Source organism: Aminobacter sp. P9b (assembly GCF_045345995.1).
Lineage (GTDB): Bacteria > Pseudomonadota > Alphaproteobacteria > Rhizobiales > Rhizobiaceae > Aminobacter > Aminobacter niigataensis.
This window is the reverse complement of sequence record NZ_CP150082.1, coordinates 3711755-3726945: the sequence shown is the minus strand read 5'-3', so window position 1 is coordinate 3726945 and position 15191 is coordinate 3711755. Positions and strand designations below refer to the sequence as shown.

Below are 15191 nucleotides of genomic sequence, written 5' to 3'. Positions count from 1 at the left end.
GCACGACCGCGCGCGCGGCGAAGAGTCCAAAGGATCGAATCTCGGCGCGGCTTTCTTTTGAAGGAGGCGGCCAAGCTTGGGCTTTCCCAAACCTTCGGTGCAAGGCATCTTGCGCCGGCGCCTGGAGGCGCGGTTTGCACGGGCGTACGTTCAAGGCCGCACTCGATGCGCTGCAACTGAGCGACGAAGAGGAAGACCGCGTCGTCGCCGGGGCAGAGTCCGCATTTCGCCGCGTGCATGGGCCGGTAAGGGAGACTTTCGGATGAAGGCTATCGTGAGGGCATGTCTGGCAGGATGACGTCGTTGTTTCGCCGCGTGGCCAACGGCGCGGCCTTCAATGCGCGACGGGCGGGCTTGATTGCGCTGGGCATCCTGATGCTTGCCCTCGGCATCATCGGCGCGTTCTTGCCGGTCATGCCGACGACGATCTTCCTGATCCTGGCGGCATGGTGTTTCGGCCGTTCGTCACCGCGGATCGAGGCATGGATGCTCGATCATCCGCGATTCGGTCCAGCTTTGCGGGCCTGGCGCGAGGAGGGTGCCATCCCGCGCAGGGCCAAGATCATGGCCTGGCTCGGCATGGCGCTTGGTTACGGACTGTTCCTGCTTGGAAGACCTGATGTGCTGGTCGCCACGGCAGTCGCGATTTTCGTCGCCTGCGGTGCCTTCTATGTGGCGACACGGCCGGATCCAAAGCCGAAGCCGGAATTCGCGACCCTTCGCAGGGACGATGACTGATGTCGGGAAGTTCGGCGACGAGAGAAAACCTGGCATGACCAGAGCGATTTGGCGTCGACAGTGGCAGGTACTTGCAGGCCAGCCGTAGAAACCGGCTCTTCCCACCGACGTCATGTCGTCCGGGACAGGGTCACTCCGATCTCATCGCGTTCGTTCTGGCCAACGTGAGCGGTAGCCTACGCCGGGCTCTTTCCGCCACGAGAGAGGCCGGTGCTGCTTTCATTTTACCCAGCACCATCCGAAAACGCAGCCACGCACGACGACTTTCTGGGAAACAGCGAATGGATTCGCATGGGGCAACGCAATGCGGATCAGCCGGGAACGATCCCTTGGTCGCAGCATATTTTGAAACTCTGCCGGTAGGGCATCAGCAATCTGGAGCACTTTTTCGACGGTGCCTTCGCTGCGATCGCTCCCAGCACTGACGTCGACTTTCAATCCTTCGGTGACAGGGAACAAGTACTCATCCGGGAGGTAGGCCAAGATGTAGGACCGCCCGCCATTGATCTGAAGAAGTTCGTCGCCAGGCCGTACGAACTGGCCGGGAACCGGCACGCGGGAACCAACCACTCCAGCAGTCAGGGCCTGGATTTTTCCATCATCATATATTTCCTTCAGCCTGGTGACAGCGTTCTCAGCGACTTGTCGTGACGCCTGAACCATCCGAACCTGTGCGTGATTGTCCAGGCTTTTTGCTGTCAGTTCAGCCAGCCTTTGTGTCGCCTGGAAGCTTGTACTCACGGCGTCATCGCGCGTCCGCATCGGGATCAGCCCCTGCCTGGCTATCTGGTCGAGTCTGGATACCGTCTCGCCGCTTTCGCGCGATGCCCGCTCCGCCAGTGGAAGGAGGGTGGATATCGTCGTCGACTGCCCTTGCAACTCGGTCTCTTTCACCACCATTTCGCTGGAGCGCACCGAGAGGTCGGCGATTTCCTTGACCATTTCGAAGGACTCGAGCTCGACGAGCAGGGCTCCCTTGTCGACGACGTCGCCTTCGCTGACGAGAACCTTGACGATGGTGGCGGGATAGCTCGCCGCCACAACGCGCTTCTCGTTGAGCACGATCCCGTCAGCGGACAGTATGACTAGCGAGCCGGCGAGGTAGTACGCAACCAGCAGGAAAAAGCCCGCCAGCAACAGGAGGTAGATCGTCCTGCCCAGGCGCCCCGAGTGCGATCTTTGCTGCTTGTCGATATTATCCAGCAGCGTCCTTTTGCGGATGTGTTGCATCAATGCGTGCTCACCATGGTCTAAGCAGACGCACTTTCGCCGGCACATAGTTGTCGCGATGCGAGCCTGAAGCAAACCATTCGTCGACATAAGCGGTCAGCCGCACAAAGCGCATCACATACGACATGAACAGCGAATAGGCCGGCAGGAAAGGCAAGTTTCGTCCAAAGGCAGCCCGGCGGGTTATCCGGTTTGCCAGGGCGAGCATTCCGGCGTCGAGCAGTAGCAAAGCCAATTGGAGGGATATCAGGATCGGGATGGCTTCGGGCCCGAAATGGGTGGCAAGCCAGAGAAGGTAGATGGGGAATGCGACCGTGCTTGCGACGCTGAAAAGAGCAAAGTCCCATTGGTGAAACGCCTCGGCGGGGCGGAATTTGGTCCCAAAGGGATTGAGCAGCCGACGATGCTTTCTGAATCTGAGCCAGAAAGCGTCCCGTTCCCACCGCAAACGCTGTCGAATGTAGGCGTAAGCCGACTCCGGCACGTCAGTGTAGCACAGCGCATCCGGCACAAACGCAATCCGCCAGCCGGCCTGGCGCATGCGAATGGTGACATCGAGATCTTCGCCGCCGCCGACGTCGAGACCGCCAACCTGAGCCAACGCTTCACGGCGAAAGGCTCCGAATGCTCCCGAGCAACAGGTTACTTGGTCCATCGATCCGCTGAAACGTTTGCCCACGGAGATGGATTGCAAATATTCGATTTCTTGGATCTGCGTCATCAGCGTTGCGTCGGCATTTCGTGGGGCGATGTCACCACAGGCCGCTCCGACCCGAGGGTCGTCAAAAGCGCGCATCAGCGCTTCGATGGCAAAGCGATCGAACGAGCAGTCGCAATCGACGTTAATGATGATGTCGCCTTTGGCGATCTCGCAGGCGAGGTTTACGCCGCTTGACTTGCCGCCCCTGACATCGGTCGAGAGGACACAGGTCGCGTCGCCGGAACCCACAATCTCACACGCCACTTTGCTCATCCGGTCGGTTGAGCCGTCACTGACAATCACGATCTCGAAGTCGGAAAAAGACTGTTCCCTAAGCGAGCGGACGCAAGCCCGAATAGAATCGGCCTCATTATGGCCAATCAGGACAACACTCACTTTGAAGGGCTTGCGATGGGGCTGCGTGATTGGGTCGGACTGGGCTGCTTGTCTTCTTTGGCTTAGCGCCACCGCAGCAAAGGGCAGGGCGTAGCGCGGCAGATCGAACACCAGCGTGTACCAGAAGATCACAACTACGCTCGACAGGGTCTGCGAATACAGGAACGAGAGGCCGAATTCGATATCGGTCACGCAATTGCCCCGTCCGAACCGCCCCACAAGATGCGCAGCCTCGGCTGCAGGTGGTCCGATAGAACGGCTTCGCACATGTTGAGTATGACCTGTGCATCAGTGTCCCTGTCGGATTGCGTCAGATGGAAAAAAAGCACGAAATCGCGCTCGGTGGACGGATGTACAGTGGCCATGCCCGCCAGATGGCCTTGGAGGTTTTCGGCGAACAATCTGCGGAGGGCAGCAAAGGTCGCTTCCCCGCGCCGACGTACGATCTCGTCGCGGGCTTCATAGATCAACTCGGCAACGACGCAATCGTGCAGGACCGGCAGGTCATTCGTGAACGAGCGTAGCTCTTTCTGCAGCCCGTCCGGGCAGTCCCTTAGTTGTGGTGGCGAATGCAGTGCCTGCCGCGCGGCGTCGGTCAATTGGTAGGTGGCGTAATCGGTCAAGGCATAGGAGTGCAGATCGACTGTCGCTACCCTTTGACCATCGATTCCCGCTCCGCAGTCCTGGCACACAAACCCGATTGCCGGCTCAGAAGTCGTGTGGCGGCACTCGCCACATATTTGCACGCTTCCCGGCTTGTCGTAGTCCTTCCCGTAGTTTCGCAGCTGCTTGCTACATTTCGGGCAGATAAGAGCGTTGTCGCGTCGAAAGTCGACCTCCGGGCCAAGCTGGGCGCAACTGTAGTGATGGATCAGCTTTGCTTCATCGAGGTTGGCCGACCGGCAGGTTGGACATTCTTCCCTCACCACAAGCCGGTGCGAGCCGCATTTGTCACATTGATGATGCCGGTCGACGAAATGCCTCTCCAACCAGCCCCGGTTTGCAAGAGCTTCCGCGACCAGCACCGTCGAGTTGGTGTCAAGGAATCCTTTCATGGCGAAAAAATACTTGGACTCCGGGACGCGAACTGGCGTGAGGGTTTCGCCTGATAGAAACAGGTGCGCCAGCAGTCTTGAGGCCGGCGAGTCCGCCAGCATGAACTTGGGTGACAGTCGGGATCTTCTTTCGGCGAACTTGCTGATGACGCCTGCCGTCTTGATGATCGATTGAGGGTCCGCGACATCAAAATCGACGTCAGTGACATGGCTGGATCGGCCCGTCGCATTGACGACTGGCACAAAGCAGAGGCCCCTGGCGCTTCGGAAATCATCGAGTGCCATAACGTGTCGCTCGTCCGTCAGTACGATGGCATCGGCATCCCCGCTGTCGACGACTTCGAAAATCTTGCGAAGATTACCGAATTGTCTGCTCGCCTGAGGGAGCAAGGCTACACGCGGAGCGGGTATGTCGAATTGCTCCCAGATGGACTTGCAATATTCGGCTGAAGTGTAGTTCGGCAGATGAAAATGATGCTCGGAAAATTCGAGCTTTTCGATTGAGGAGAAGTTTCGACTCAACACGAAGCGACTCCGCTGCAAATGGAAGAGCAAAACATATGTCGAAGTCGGCTAAATTCCGACAAGAATGACTAAAAATTAACCTTGATTCTATGCAGGTCAATCGCATATAAGAGCTACAATGCCGCTAGCTATTTCGATCTACGGTCGGCCATCTCCACACGCGAATGCAACCGGCGAATCCGCCCCGCCCATATAGCCAGGCGCCGCTTTCCGCGGGTCCTTCACCCGATCCCGTATCGAAGGCCAGCCGACGACGCATCATTCTCGCAGGCGACCCGCCTAGCCCAAGCGCACCACCAAAAAGACTGCCGGTTCAACACGCGATGTCCCGTCGCAATCGACGGAGAGCACGTCAGGCGGGCGATTTGGCCTTGTGGCCTTGATGTGCTAGGGAGCCGTCATATCTCCAGGCGTTCGCTGCTCCATATTTCGAAGAAGCCATGACGAAACTCTATGCCGACGGTGCGCAGATTGTCGCCGTTGCCCCCATGATGGATTGGGAAGATAGATAAATAATATCAGTTAGTTATGAGTGTTCGTGTGCAAAAATTGCACGTGAAAGTTCTGCTTCTCTTCTTTATTCGTTCCCACGAGGGACCCGCCGACAGCCCTTTTCGGGCGCACTGCTGCCGAAGGCTGTGACCGCTCCAACGCGGATGTTCGCCGTGATATCCGTTCCTGCCGCGGCGTCCAGTTTTGCCTAGGGAACCTGGATTCGAGCCAGGCCAGGATCAACGGAGATAGAATTTCCGCTCAAATGCTCAAATGAACTGACTGGCACTGTTGTGCTGCGGCGCATCTCCCGGCGAAGTTTCGAAGGAACAATGAAACCAAGCAACGGCGAATCCCAGGACATGTCGATCTGAGCGGATCGTACTTGCATCGAGCAGATACCGTCCGCTGCCCCTTTGGCTCGATTGCTTCTGCTTTGGAAACTGCCGCCCTGGCTGGTCGCTCGGGGCGGTGCTTCATTTTACCAGCCGGCTAGCTCTGGTAGGTCATCAAGCCAGCTTTTCTCTGCCATCGAGGCATCACCGGTCTGCGGTGCAGCCTCTATGGCGTTTTGAATGAGCCAGTCCATCCACTTCCGATAGGCAGCCGGGTCCAGTTGCGGCGGCAGCACCTTGGCCTTGGCCAGCATGCGTTTGCGGAAACTGACTTGCCTGCGAAGTTTGGTCGTCGTGAACTTGATGGCCTTGCCTTGGTATTCAACCGTCCAGCGCCCATCCCCATGGCTGGCGAGCCTATCAATGGCGAAACCGGCATCGACCGGCCTGTCCCGCCAGGGAAGCTCGATGGCATTCTTCCTCAGGTCCATTGCCCATCGCCGGTAGTCGGCCCCGGCACGCTGGGGCGGCAGCACACCAGCCTGTTCGAGTATCTTCCTTCGGAAGGTAGGCTGCTTCTTGATCTGGCCCGTCGTCAGCTCGATGCGATGCCCACCGAATTCGACGTGCCACCGAATCCTGCCGTTGCCGAAATACTTTACCAGCCTGTCGATGACGAACTCGTCATCGCTAAGCGTCGCGCATCCCTGCTTGATGCTTTCGAGAATGTACTGGCTATCGGTGGGCATGACGCGGCCTCGTGCAGGACCTCTCGGAAGCTTAGAGATTCAAAAAATCAAGGACCAATCCCCCCACCATATCATGCTTTTTGTTGTGGAATTGTTGGCTGACTGCTTGCAGGTCGACGGCCAATGGTGCCTATCGTGTGCTGGCCGACAAAAGCGGCGTCACACTCGCCTTTTGCTGGGCGCATGTTCGCAGGCATTTCTATGAACTGGCAGCAGCCGGTCCCGTGCCGAATTGCCGAACTCTACAGCGCTTTCGTGCCGGGAAGGGCTCTCGCGCTTTCTCGAAGATGGTCGCATCGAGATCGACAGCGACGTGGTCGAGCGCTCCATCCGTCCGAGCCCCCTCAACCGCAAGAGTGCGCTTTTCGTACGGTCTGACGGCGGCGGCGAGCACTGGGCCGACATCGCCCGCTGATCGAAACCTGCAAGGTCAACGGCGTTGAGCCACTCGGCTATCTCGCCGATGTCCTCACCAGGATCGTCAACGGCCCCCAACAGCCATATCGACAATCTCCGGACCTGGGCCTACATCGACAAATCCTAGCTCAAGGCCGTGCCCTGAGAACGGCGGTTACTTAGCGGCTTCTGGCAAGTGTAGCCAAAACATAGCTGTGGATGTCATGGTTGTGCGATCGCGATCAGACAAGTTATGCGCGATGAGTGCGTAATCGTAAGCGCATAGATTTCCGGGGGGATCATGAAGCGTGGTCTAGTTGGCGCGGCAGCTCTTGCTGCCAGTGTCTTTGGCGCAGATATTTCAGCAACGTCTTATATATTCGACTCCGCTGGTCTTGCCGCTCTGGCGCAGGACGCCTCATCCGGTTCAACTGATCTTTCCAAGCCTGTGACAGCGCCTGGCGGCTTCGGCAATGGCTCGGTGATTGCGTTGAGCGCGGCCGTCATCTTGGCGGTCACGTCCCCGAGGTTCTCAATCTCGTGAGCTTGCGATCCGCGAAGGCGGCCAGTACCCAGTCTGCACGTTGCTGCTTGCATAGGGCTTGATGGCCGCAATTGCCCGAAACCTCTTCGACAGCTGTCAGCACTGCGCCCGCGCTACGAATCTGGATGGGCGTTCCGCCGAGCCTTTGCAAAACCTCGATCCGTCTCGATAAAGCGCTGGAGCATCGGTACGATCAGCCGGATGGCCTCGGTAGGCGGCTGGTCACTCTCGCGACCGAGGATTTCAGCATAGGTCGTGAGATCGCGATGCAGCGACGCTGGAAGCTCCAACGTTACCTTGACGGGCCTGTGGTCGGCGATGGGGCGTAGTTTCAGCTTGGTCATTGCGTTGCTCCATAGGGTTCGAGCACGAGATCACGCGTGACGATGACGCGTACCGGGAAACCCGGACGGATGGTCAGCGTTGGCGCGACGTTGAGCTGTCTTCGAATGATCTGCTGGCCGGCGTCGTTGATCGTGTCCTGCGCTCCATCGCGGATTGCGCGCAATAGCCGGTTCTCGTCGTCGATCGCCAACTCTGCGCCGGCGGCAAGCAACGTGGAGAGTCCGGCGGCTTTGGCCAGGTCCCACCAGTGATAATCGACCCCGTCCTCCAGTCCGGCATAGCCTTGCGCATCGGCGCCGGGCTGACGTTCGAGAACAATGGAGCGGCCAGTTGGAAGAACGAGCCGGTTCCAGACAAGGAGTGCGCGGCGCTGGCCGAATTGGACGTTGTTGTCATACTGCCCGATGATCCGCGTGCCCTGGGGCACGAGCAGGGCTCGACCGGTTGGGCTGTCGTAAATGTTCTCCGTCACCTGCGCGGTAACCTGTCCGGGTAGATCGGACCTGATGCCGGTGATGAGGGCTGCCGGGATGACGGCACCGGCCTGGAGAACGAAGGGCGATGCTGGCGGCATGACGCGGTCGCGCGCCACTGTACGTCTGTCAGCAGCGGCGTTGAGGAAAGCCAGTTGCTTGTCCTGTGCGGCCTGCTCGCCAAGCTGGCTTCCCAGGTCAGCGCCCGGAAAGCCCGACGCCGGTTCTCCCGTCCCGACCGTTGCGGCTGATCCTCCACGTGACTGGAAAAAGACGGTGCTCGTCCGTGCGGCCTCTTCCTCAGCGCGCCGGCGCTGTTCCGCCTCGTCGACAGCCGGTGCCATGATTGCGGGCGGCACGACGGATTGCCCCCTGTTTTGGGCGTTGAGTATCGGCCGGCCGAGATCGCCCGGCAGCGCCGGCCCGAGGATCGGGCCGGTATAGTCGCGCGGCAGGCCGGCGAGACCGTCCGCGGGTTGCCGATTGGCGGTCGAGTAGAGCTCTTGGTCGTCGGTGCCGGGTACGCGCGTTTGAAGCGCATAGACCAGTGCACCGCCGATGCCGAGTGAGGCGACGACGCCGACGCCGACGATGACTTTTGACGACAGGCGGGTGATGCGCGGCGGTTCGGCACGAAGGCGCATCGGAGCGACATTGTCCTTTTCGCTCATGACGACGGCCTTCCATCCGTGCGCACGATCCTGACGGTCTGCTGTCGATCTCCGCTGCCAAGACGCAACTCGGCCGCGCCGAACAGACGATCGACGATCAGGATGTGTTGGTAGATGCGGCTATTTGCGATCTGGGCTTCACCGTCTGTGCCGATGACCAAGAGTGGTGGCATCTCGCCCTGCACGATGCCGCGTGGAAACTCGACAAAGACGCGCCTGCCGTCGTCATAGACAGAGACCGGCTTCCATGGCGGACTGTCGCCTATGAGACCGTAGCGATAGTTGCGCGCCGCGACAGCCGGAATGAGGGGTGTTGTCGAAATGGCCTGGCGCTGTCCGGCTGGTTGCCTTGGATATGCCCAGGCGACCGCCGGCATATATGGCTTTTCTCCGGAACGCAGCTCGATCATGTAGGTACGCCGGTCCGTGGTGATGACGAGATTGGTCGAGATGTCGGCGCGCGTGGGCTTCACCAATACATGGACACGCCGGGTGATCCCGCTACCGCTCTCGGTGTCTCCGATGATCCAGCGAGCGGTGTCGCCGGCGGCGATTGGGCCTGCACCGGTCAGGGTCTCGCCGAGCTCGAGCGCGATGTTGGTGATCTGCCCGGGCGCGGCATAGACCTGATAGAGAGCGCCTTCACTCCAGGGGTAGATCTGGATGGCATTGTAATAGCCTTCGCGGCGCGGCTGGACGCGCGCGGCGGCATTGGCATTTTCGACGCGCGCCGTTGGTGTCGAGGCGGCGCTACCCCCACGTGCCGGGGACCAGGAAGGCGGGATATGAAGAGGCTTCGGTCGGTCATCCGCCGTAGCCATGGGGATCGCCGGGAGAGGCGGCACGTTGGCGTCGTAGCTGATCACAGGCGGTTTGCTGGTGGCGCAGCCCGCAAGAATGGCGGAAAGCAAAAGAACTGGAGCTACGGATTTGCGAAGGGACAGGTTGCCACTTCTGCGGATCATCGGCCGGTTCATTGGCTCATCTCCTGTGACCAGTTGATGGCATTGATGTAGATGCCGAGCGGATTGGCGCGGAGCCTTTCGGCATCGCGTGGCGGCTGGATCACGTTGGTGAGGATTGCAGTCCATCGCTGGGTGGTGGAGAGTTTCCCGCTCTCGTAGTGGCGCTCGGTCCAGGCGACACGAAACGAGTTCGTCGAGGCGCGGATCACCGAGGACACCTCGACCGCGATCTGTTGCTTGCCGACCTTGATGAATGGGTCATTGGTGCGAGCGTAGTCGTTGAGCGCCGCAGCACCGCGATCCGTGGTCCAGTCATAGGCACGCAGCCAGTTCTGGCGAACGATGATGGGGTCAGCCGGGATCGAGCGGACCTGTTCGATGAAGCGGGCAAGATGCCATGCGATCTGCGGATCGGTAGGCCGATAGTCGGCGCTTGCTGGTACGACAGCTTGCGCCTGACCGAGATTGTCGACTTGCACGATCCAGGGCACGACGGCCCCGCGCGTCGACTGCCAGACGAGTGCCGTGGCGAATGCGCCAGACAGGATCAGCGATCCAAACGCCATATAGCGCCAGTTCTTGGCCTGAACGCGGGCCGAGCCGATGCGCTCGTCCCAGATCTGCGCGGCCTTTTGATAGGGGGTCTCTGGTTGAGGTGTTTTGCCGTAATGCGCGGCGGGTCGCCTGAAGAGGTTCATGAACGATCACTTGTCTGAAGGTTGACGGAAGAGGCGGAGGCATGGCTGTCGCCGGAGCGAACGGCGTGGGCGGTTGTCTGGACGGCATGGCCCATGTGGCCGGATCGGCGCATGCGCTGCGCCCAGCTGGGCGGCGCGCTGGAAGGCTGGATGGTGGAAGCGGGTGCAGTTTCAGCGACGCCTCCGACCGAGCCCATGGTCGAGGAGCCGCCGGTCGAGCTGAAGCCGGCCTTGACGCCGTCGGCGAAGCTTGACTTGACGCTAGCGGCAGCGCTGCGAAGCGGCGATGTCGCTGCATTGCCGGCGGCATGTGCAACGCCCCCTAATCCGGAGGCGGCGCCGCCCGCGCCGGACTGACCGAGGGAGGCGAGCGAATAGGCAGATGACGCCGCGCCAGAAGCGAGCGCACCGCCACGGACGGCTGCCGCGCCAGCCGAGAGGGCGGCAGCGCCGCCCTTCACCGCAAGACCAGCAGCACCAGCAGCGGCCAGCGTCATACCACCTGCGGCAAAACCCGTGCCCACCGCCGCTCCGGCACCAAGCTGGGGCCCACCGCTGACAAGCCCCGACGCAATGCCGGGACCGAAGATCCCGAGACCCAGCAGCGAGAGGGCAGCGAGCACGACAGCCATCGCATCGTCGATGCTCGGGGTCTGGCCGCCGAAACCTTGCGTGAACTGGCTGAACAATGTCGAGCCGATGCCGATGATCACTGCGAGCACCAGCACCTTGATGCCGGAGGAGACAACGTTTCCAAGCACACGTTCCGCCATGAAGGCGGTCTTGCCGAACAGGCCGAAGGGGATCAGCACGAAGCCGGCCAGTGTGGTCAGCTTGAATTCTATCAGTGTGACGAAGAGCTGGATCGACAGAATGAAGAAGGCAAGGATGACCAGGGCCCAGGCGAAGAGAAGGCAGGCGATCTGGATGAAGTTCTCGAAGAAGGCCACCCATCCCATCAGGTCAGAGATGGACTCGAGCAGTGGCCGGGCGGCATCCAGGCCGGTTTGTGCCACCTTGCCGGGGCGCATCAGGTCCGCTGTCGAAAATCCCGTACCGGAGCCCCTGAGGCCCAGGCCCGCGAAACTGTCGAAGACGATGTTTGCGAGATTGTTCCAGTTTGAGATGAGATAGGCGAAGACGCCGACAAACAGTGTCTTCTTGACCAGCCGCGCGATGATGTCGTCGTCAGCGCCCCAGCTCCAGAACAGAGCTGCCAGCGTCACGTCAATGACGATCAGCGTGGTGGCGATGAAGGCGACTTCTCCCCCCAAAAGGCCAAACCCACTGTCGATGTAACGGGCGAAGACTCCGAGGAAGTTGTCGATAACGCCGGCGCCTCCCATGCTTCACCGCCCTTCCTGAATTCGCGGAGCAGGAGGCACGGGCGTGCGACCAAGGAATCGGTCGCGGGTTTCTGCCCAGACGCGCAGGCAATCGGCGTCTTCAGCCGCCTTCAGTCCAAGCTGCTGGCACCGGCGCTGTCTCTCGTGCAGTGGATCGCTCTCGGCCCGCAGCACCTGTGTCGTCGCGGGCACTGCTTCTTTCCGGGTCAATTCGATGGCTGTCGCTGTGATGGCGACAGCGACGAACACGACTGCGCCGAGGCGCGCCAGCATCTTGCCGTCCATGATGTTCTCCTCTGGCTGTCAGTTGCCATTGTTGAACATGCGGGCATTGCCGGGCTGATAGCCGGAACCCGGGGTCAGGAAGCGGCGGCGCTGCTCGCGGCCCTGTTCGGCAGCGGCTGCACGTTCGGCGTCGGTGAGTGCCTGCGCCCGGCCATTGGCAGCGATGACTGCAGTGAGATCGGCGAGTTGCTGAGCCTGGAGCGCTAAAAGCTGGTTACCGGCTTGTGTTGCTTGAAGTGCACCGGCCGCATTCTGGCTCTGGCCGATCAGCGCCGACATCTGGGCGCGATTGGTCTCGATGTTTTCGACGGCGCCTGCCTGTACACGCATGGCGTCCTGCAAGCCGCCCACGGTGTTTTTCCAGCGTGCACGCGCGTTGGCGACGAGCTCTTGATCGGAGGCCGACAAGGACACGCTGCCATATTTCTGTTCGAACATCTGGTCGATCTGCTGCACGTCGAAGGCGATGTTCTGCGCCTGGCTGAGAAGCTGCTGCGTCTTCTGGACCGACTGCTGAAGCTGCTGGAGAGACGAGTATGGCAGGCTCGCCAGGTTCCTCGCCTGGTTGATGAGCATCTGCGCTTCATTCTGGAGACTTTTGATCTGGTTGTTGATCTGCTCAAGCGTACGGGCAGCGGTGAGCACGTTCTGTGCGTAGTTGGTCGGATCGTAGACAATCCGACCGAAGAAGGCATGCGCCGGGCTCGTCAGCACGGGCGAAAGCGCACCGGTCACAGAAAGAACCGTTGCCGCAATCAAGGCAGCGCGAACGGTTGAGGGTTGGGTGGTCATGGCGTGGGCTCCTTCTCAGGCTGGGGGACGAGATTGGTGAGGGTGGGGATGAGGTCGATCGCCCAATCGACGCCGCGGGTGCGCAGCCAGGCGGCGAGGAAGCCGTCGCGGCCATGTTCACCGAGGATCTGCGCAATCAACGTCTGGTCGGTTTTTGAGGATGCGGCGCAAAGCGCGAGAGCGACCTCGGAAAGGCCGAGTTCAAACAGCCGGTTGCCGCGCCGAGACTGGCAATAGTAGTCGCGCTTTGGCGTAGCTCGCGCCAGGATCTCGATCTGGCGATCGTTGAGGCCGAAACGACGGTAGATAGCCGTGATTTGCGGTTCGATTGCGCGTTCGTTCGGCAGCAAGAGCCGGGTCTGACAGCTCTCGATGATCGCGGGCGCGATCGTGGAGCGGTCGATGTCGGACAGCGATTGCGTGGCGAAGACGACGCTGGCGTTCTTTTTGCGCAACGTCTTCAGCCACTCCCGGATCTGGCCGGAGAAGCCATCGTCGTCGAGTGCGAGCCAGCCTTCGTCGATGATGATGAGCGTAGGCGAGCCGTCGAGCCGATCCTCGATGCGGTGAAAGAGATAAGAAAGCACCGCAGGCGCGGCAGCCGTGCCGACCAGCCCTTCTGTTTCGAAGGCCTGGACCGATGTCTCGCCGATCCGCTCGAACTCGGCGTCGAGTAGCCGGCCATAAGGACCTCCGACGCAGTAGGGCCGTAGCGCCTGTTTCAGGTCATTCGACTGGAGCAGGACATTGAGACCGGTGATTGTGCGCTCGTGTGGCGGAGCACTGGCGAGCGAGGTCAGTGCCGACCACAGATGCTCCTTGATCTCCGGAGTGATCGGGACGCTCTCACGGATCAGGATCGAGACAATCCAGTCGGCTGCCCAAGCGCGCTCCGGGACGTGATGGATGCGCGCGAGTGGCTGGAGTTGGACCGGCTCGCCAATGTCGCCACTCAGGCCGCCACCAAGATCGTGCCAGTCGCCGCCCATGGCGAGTGTGGCGGCGCGGATCGAGCCGCCGAAATCGAAGGCAAAGACCTGCGAATGGCGATAGCGGCGGAACTGCAGTGCCATCAGGGCGAGCAGCACTGATTTGCCAGCACCTGTTGGGCCCACGACAAGCGTGTGACCGACGTCGCCGACATGAAGGCAAAAACGGAACGGGGTTGAGCCTTCGGCCTTGCCGAATAGCAGAGGGGGCGCTGCGAAATGCTCATCTTCTTGCGGTCCTGCCCATACGGCCGAGAGCGGGATCATGTGGGCTAGATTGACGGTGGAGAGCGGCGGTTGCCGCACATTGGCGTAGACGTGACCGGGCAGCGAACCCAGCCAGGCGTCAACGGCATTTATGGTCTCGGGCGTGCATGTGAAGTCGCGTCCCTGGATGACCTTTTCGGTTAGCCTCAGCTTTTCGTCGGCAATACGCGGATCGGCGTCCCAGACTGTGAGCGTCGCTGTGACATAAGCCTGCCCGGCATAGTCGGCGCCCAGTTCCTGCAGGGCGAGATCGGCGTCGGCAGCCTTGTTGGCCGCATCTGTGTCGACCAAGGCCGCAGCCTCGTTGGTCATCACCTCCTTCAGGATTGCCGCGATCGATTTGCGCTTGGCGAACCATTGCCGCCTGATCTTGGTCAACAGCTTCGCCGCGTCGATCTTGTCGAGGAGGATGGCGCGGGTCGACCAACGATAGGGGAATGCGAGGCGATTAAGCTCGTCGAGGATTCCGGGCGTGGTCGCAGTTGGAAATCCGACAATGGTGAGAATGCGCAGATGTTGATCGCCAAGACGTGGCTCGAGCCCTCCGGTAAGGGGCCGGTCCGCGAGCAACGCGTCAAGATACATCGGCGTCTCGGGAACACGCACTCGATGACGTTCGGTAGAAACGCAGGCATGGAGATAAGACAGGGTTTCGACATCGTCGAGCCATGCGCAATCGGGCATGAAGCCTTCGACAAGTTGCAACACCCGGTTGGTACGGTCGACGAAGCCGATGACGATCTCGTGCGGATCGACGCCGCTTTCGGCTTTGCCTTCATAGAGCCAGCTTTCCGCGCGCGCGGCGTCCTCGGCCGGGGGCAGATAAGTGAAGGTCAGGAAATAGCTGGACTCGTAGTGGGCCCCGGTCTCTTCGAAGCCGGCCTTGCGTTCGGCATCAACCAGCGCGGAGGCGGCGTCTGCGAATGTGCTCTCAGGATACGCGCCGGCTGCATGACGCTGGGCTTCGACGAAGATCGCCCAGCCTGAGCCGAGACGTCGGAACGCGTTGTTGAGACGGCTGGCGATGGCGACCAATTCGGCTGCAACCGAGCTGTCGAGATCGGGGCCGCGGAATCGGGCGCTGCGCTGGAAACTGCCGTCCTTGTTGAGGACAACGCCCTCGCGCACGAGCGCTGCCCAAGGCAGGAAGTCCGAGAGGCGGGCATTTCGGTTTCGGTATTCGGCAAGGTTCATCATGGC

Annotated in this window: 14 protein-coding genes and 2 pseudogenes; 4 read left to right on the top strand and 12 right to left on the bottom strand. The window is 60.7% G+C overall.

The window, feature by feature from the left end:
• Nucleotides 1-28 precede the first annotated feature (28 nt).
• Nucleotides 29-266: pseudogene (locus WHT83_RS18360) on the top strand (biliverdin-producing heme oxygenase); the annotation flags it as partial.
• A 16-nt stretch (nucleotides 267-282) separates the two neighbouring features.
• Entirely contained in the window at nucleotides 283-738 is a 456-nt protein-coding gene (locus WHT83_RS18355; protein WP_199914477.1) for a YbaN family protein, read from the top strand.
• Between the two features lie 219 nt (nucleotides 739-957).
• Here the strand turns inward: WHT83_RS18355 and WHT83_RS18350 are convergent, their stop codons facing one another.
• From WHT83_RS18350 to WHT83_RS18335, 4 genes are all read right to left on the bottom strand, one after another.
• On the bottom strand, nucleotides 958-1968 hold the full coding sequence (locus WHT83_RS18350; protein WP_406871986.1) for an HlyD family secretion protein: 1011 nt from the start codon (nucleotides 1966-1968) through the stop codon (nucleotides 958-960).
• Between the two features lie 10 nt (nucleotides 1969-1978).
• Nucleotides 1979-3256, bottom strand: a complete 1278-nt coding sequence (locus WHT83_RS18345; protein WP_406871985.1) for a glycosyltransferase — start codon at nucleotides 3254-3256, stop codon at nucleotides 1979-1981.
• Nucleotides 3253-4644: a hypothetical protein gene (locus WHT83_RS18340; protein ID WP_406871984.1), complete on the bottom strand. Its 1392-nt coding sequence runs from the start codon at nucleotides 4642-4644 to the stop codon at nucleotides 3253-3255. Before WHT83_RS18340 ends, WHT83_RS18345 begins: the two co-directional genes overlap by 4 nt.
• A 973-nt stretch (nucleotides 4645-5617) precedes the next feature.
• Nucleotides 5618-6220: a hypothetical protein gene (locus tag WHT83_RS18335; protein ID WP_406871983.1), complete on the bottom strand. Its 603-nt coding sequence runs from the start codon at nucleotides 6218-6220 to the stop codon at nucleotides 5618-5620.
• A gap of 106 nt (nucleotides 6221-6326) precedes the next feature.
• Here WHT83_RS18335 and WHT83_RS18330 point away from each other — a divergent pair.
• Both WHT83_RS18330 and WHT83_RS18325 read left to right on the top strand, forming a co-directional pair.
• Nucleotides 6327-6764, top strand: a pseudogene (locus WHT83_RS18330) (transposase); the annotation flags it as partial.
• Nucleotides 6765-6917: 153 nt separating this feature from the next.
• A complete protein-coding gene (locus WHT83_RS18325; RefSeq protein WP_406871982.1) occupies nucleotides 6918-7160 on the top strand; it encodes a hypothetical protein in 243 nt (80 codons plus the stop codon).
• A gap of 113 nt (nucleotides 7161-7273) precedes the next feature.
• On the opposite strand, the gene WHT83_RS18320 is transcribed toward WHT83_RS18325, so the two are convergent.
• The 8 genes from WHT83_RS18320 to trbE are packed head-to-tail and all read right to left on the bottom strand — an operon-like array spanning nucleotide 7274 to nucleotide 15188.
• Nucleotides 7274-7504 (bottom strand): DUF2274 domain-containing protein, encoded by a 231-nt coding sequence (locus WHT83_RS18320; RefSeq protein WP_406871981.1) that lies wholly within the window; start codon nucleotides 7502-7504, stop codon nucleotides 7274-7276.
• Nucleotides 7501-8649 carry a TrbI/VirB10 family protein gene (locus WHT83_RS18315; RefSeq protein ID WP_406871980.1) on the bottom strand — a complete coding sequence of 383 codons (1149 nt, stop codon included), beginning with the start codon at nucleotides 8647-8649 and terminating at the stop codon, nucleotides 7501-7503. Before WHT83_RS18315 ends, WHT83_RS18320 begins: the two co-directional genes overlap by 4 nt.
• On the bottom strand, nucleotides 8646-9626 hold the full coding sequence (trbG, locus tag WHT83_RS18310; protein ID WP_406871979.1) for a P-type conjugative transfer protein TrbG: 981 nt from the start codon (nucleotides 9624-9626) through the stop codon (nucleotides 8646-8648). Before trbG ends, WHT83_RS18315 begins: the two co-directional genes overlap by 4 nt.
• Nucleotides 9623-10312 carry a conjugal transfer protein TrbF gene (gene trbF, locus WHT83_RS18305; protein ID WP_406871978.1) on the bottom strand — a complete coding sequence of 230 codons (690 nt, stop codon included), beginning with the start codon at nucleotides 10310-10312 and terminating at the stop codon, nucleotides 9623-9625. Before trbF ends, trbG begins: the two co-directional genes overlap by 4 nt.
• Nucleotides 10309-11658, bottom strand: coding sequence for a P-type conjugative transfer protein TrbL (gene trbL, locus WHT83_RS18300; RefSeq protein WP_406871977.1), 1350 nt, complete (start codon nucleotides 11656-11658; stop codon nucleotides 10309-10311). Before trbL ends, trbF begins: the two co-directional genes overlap by 4 nt.
• 3 nt (nucleotides 11659-11661) lie before the next feature.
• Entirely contained in the window at nucleotides 11662-11943 is a 282-nt protein-coding gene (gene trbK-alt, locus WHT83_RS18295; RefSeq protein ID WP_406871976.1) for a putative entry exclusion protein TrbK-alt, read from the bottom strand.
• Between the two features lie 18 nt (nucleotides 11944-11961).
• The gene (gene trbJ / locus WHT83_RS18290) at nucleotides 11962-12735 is read right to left on the bottom strand and encodes a P-type conjugative transfer protein TrbJ (RefSeq protein ID WP_406871975.1); all 774 of its coding nucleotides are present in this window, start codon (nucleotides 12733-12735) and stop codon (nucleotides 11962-11964) included.
• Entirely contained in the window at nucleotides 12732-15188 is a 2457-nt protein-coding gene (trbE, locus tag WHT83_RS18285) for a conjugal transfer protein TrbE (protein ID WP_406871974.1), read from the bottom strand. The genes trbJ and trbE overlap by 4 nt, the downstream gene beginning before the upstream one ends.
• Nucleotides 15189-15191 lie beyond the last annotated feature (3 nt).

What these genes read in the sequence shown, in the direction of transcription:
- trbK-alt (WP_406871976.1), bottom strand. Translation starts at nt 11,943, where the DNA reads ATGGACGGCAAGATGCTGGCGCGCCTCGGCGCAGTCGTGTTCGTCGCT.
- trbL (WP_406871977.1), bottom strand. Translation starts at nt 11,658, where the DNA reads ATGGGAGGCGCCGGCGTTATCGACAACTTCCTCGGAGTCTTCGCCCGT.
- WHT83_RS18350 (WP_406871986.1), bottom strand. Translation starts at nt 1,968, where the DNA reads ATGCAACACATCCGCAAAAGGACGCTGCTGGATAATATCGACAAGCAG.
- WHT83_RS18325 (WP_406871982.1), top strand. Translation starts at nt 6,918, where the DNA reads ATGAAGCGTGGTCTAGTTGGCGCGGCAGCTCTTGCTGCCAGTGTCTTT.
- trbF (WP_406871978.1), bottom strand. Translation starts at nt 10,312, where the DNA reads ATGAACCTCTTCAGGCGACCCGCCGCGCATTACGGCAAAACACCTCAA.
- trbG (WP_406871979.1), bottom strand. Translation starts at nt 9,626, where the DNA reads ATGAACCGGCCGATGATCCGCAGAAGTGGCAACCTGTCCCTTCGCAAA.
- WHT83_RS18315 (WP_406871980.1), bottom strand. Translation starts at nt 8,649, where the DNA reads ATGAGCGAAAAGGACAATGTCGCTCCGATGCGCCTTCGTGCCGAACCG.
- trbE (WP_406871974.1), bottom strand. Translation starts at nt 15,188, where the DNA reads ATGATGAACCTTGCCGAATACCGAAACCGAAATGCCCGCCTCTCGGAC.
- trbJ (WP_406871975.1), bottom strand. Translation starts at nt 12,735, where the DNA reads ATGACCACCCAACCCTCAACCGTTCGCGCTGCCTTGATTGCGGCAACG.
- WHT83_RS18335 (WP_406871983.1), bottom strand. Translation starts at nt 6,220, where the DNA reads ATGCCCACCGATAGCCAGTACATTCTCGAAAGCATCAAGCAGGGATGC.
- WHT83_RS18355 (WP_199914477.1), top strand. Translation starts at nt 283, where the DNA reads ATGTCTGGCAGGATGACGTCGTTGTTTCGCCGCGTGGCCAACGGCGCG.
- WHT83_RS18320 (WP_406871981.1), bottom strand. Translation starts at nt 7,504, where the DNA reads ATGACCAAGCTGAAACTACGCCCCATCGCCGACCACAGGCCCGTCAAG.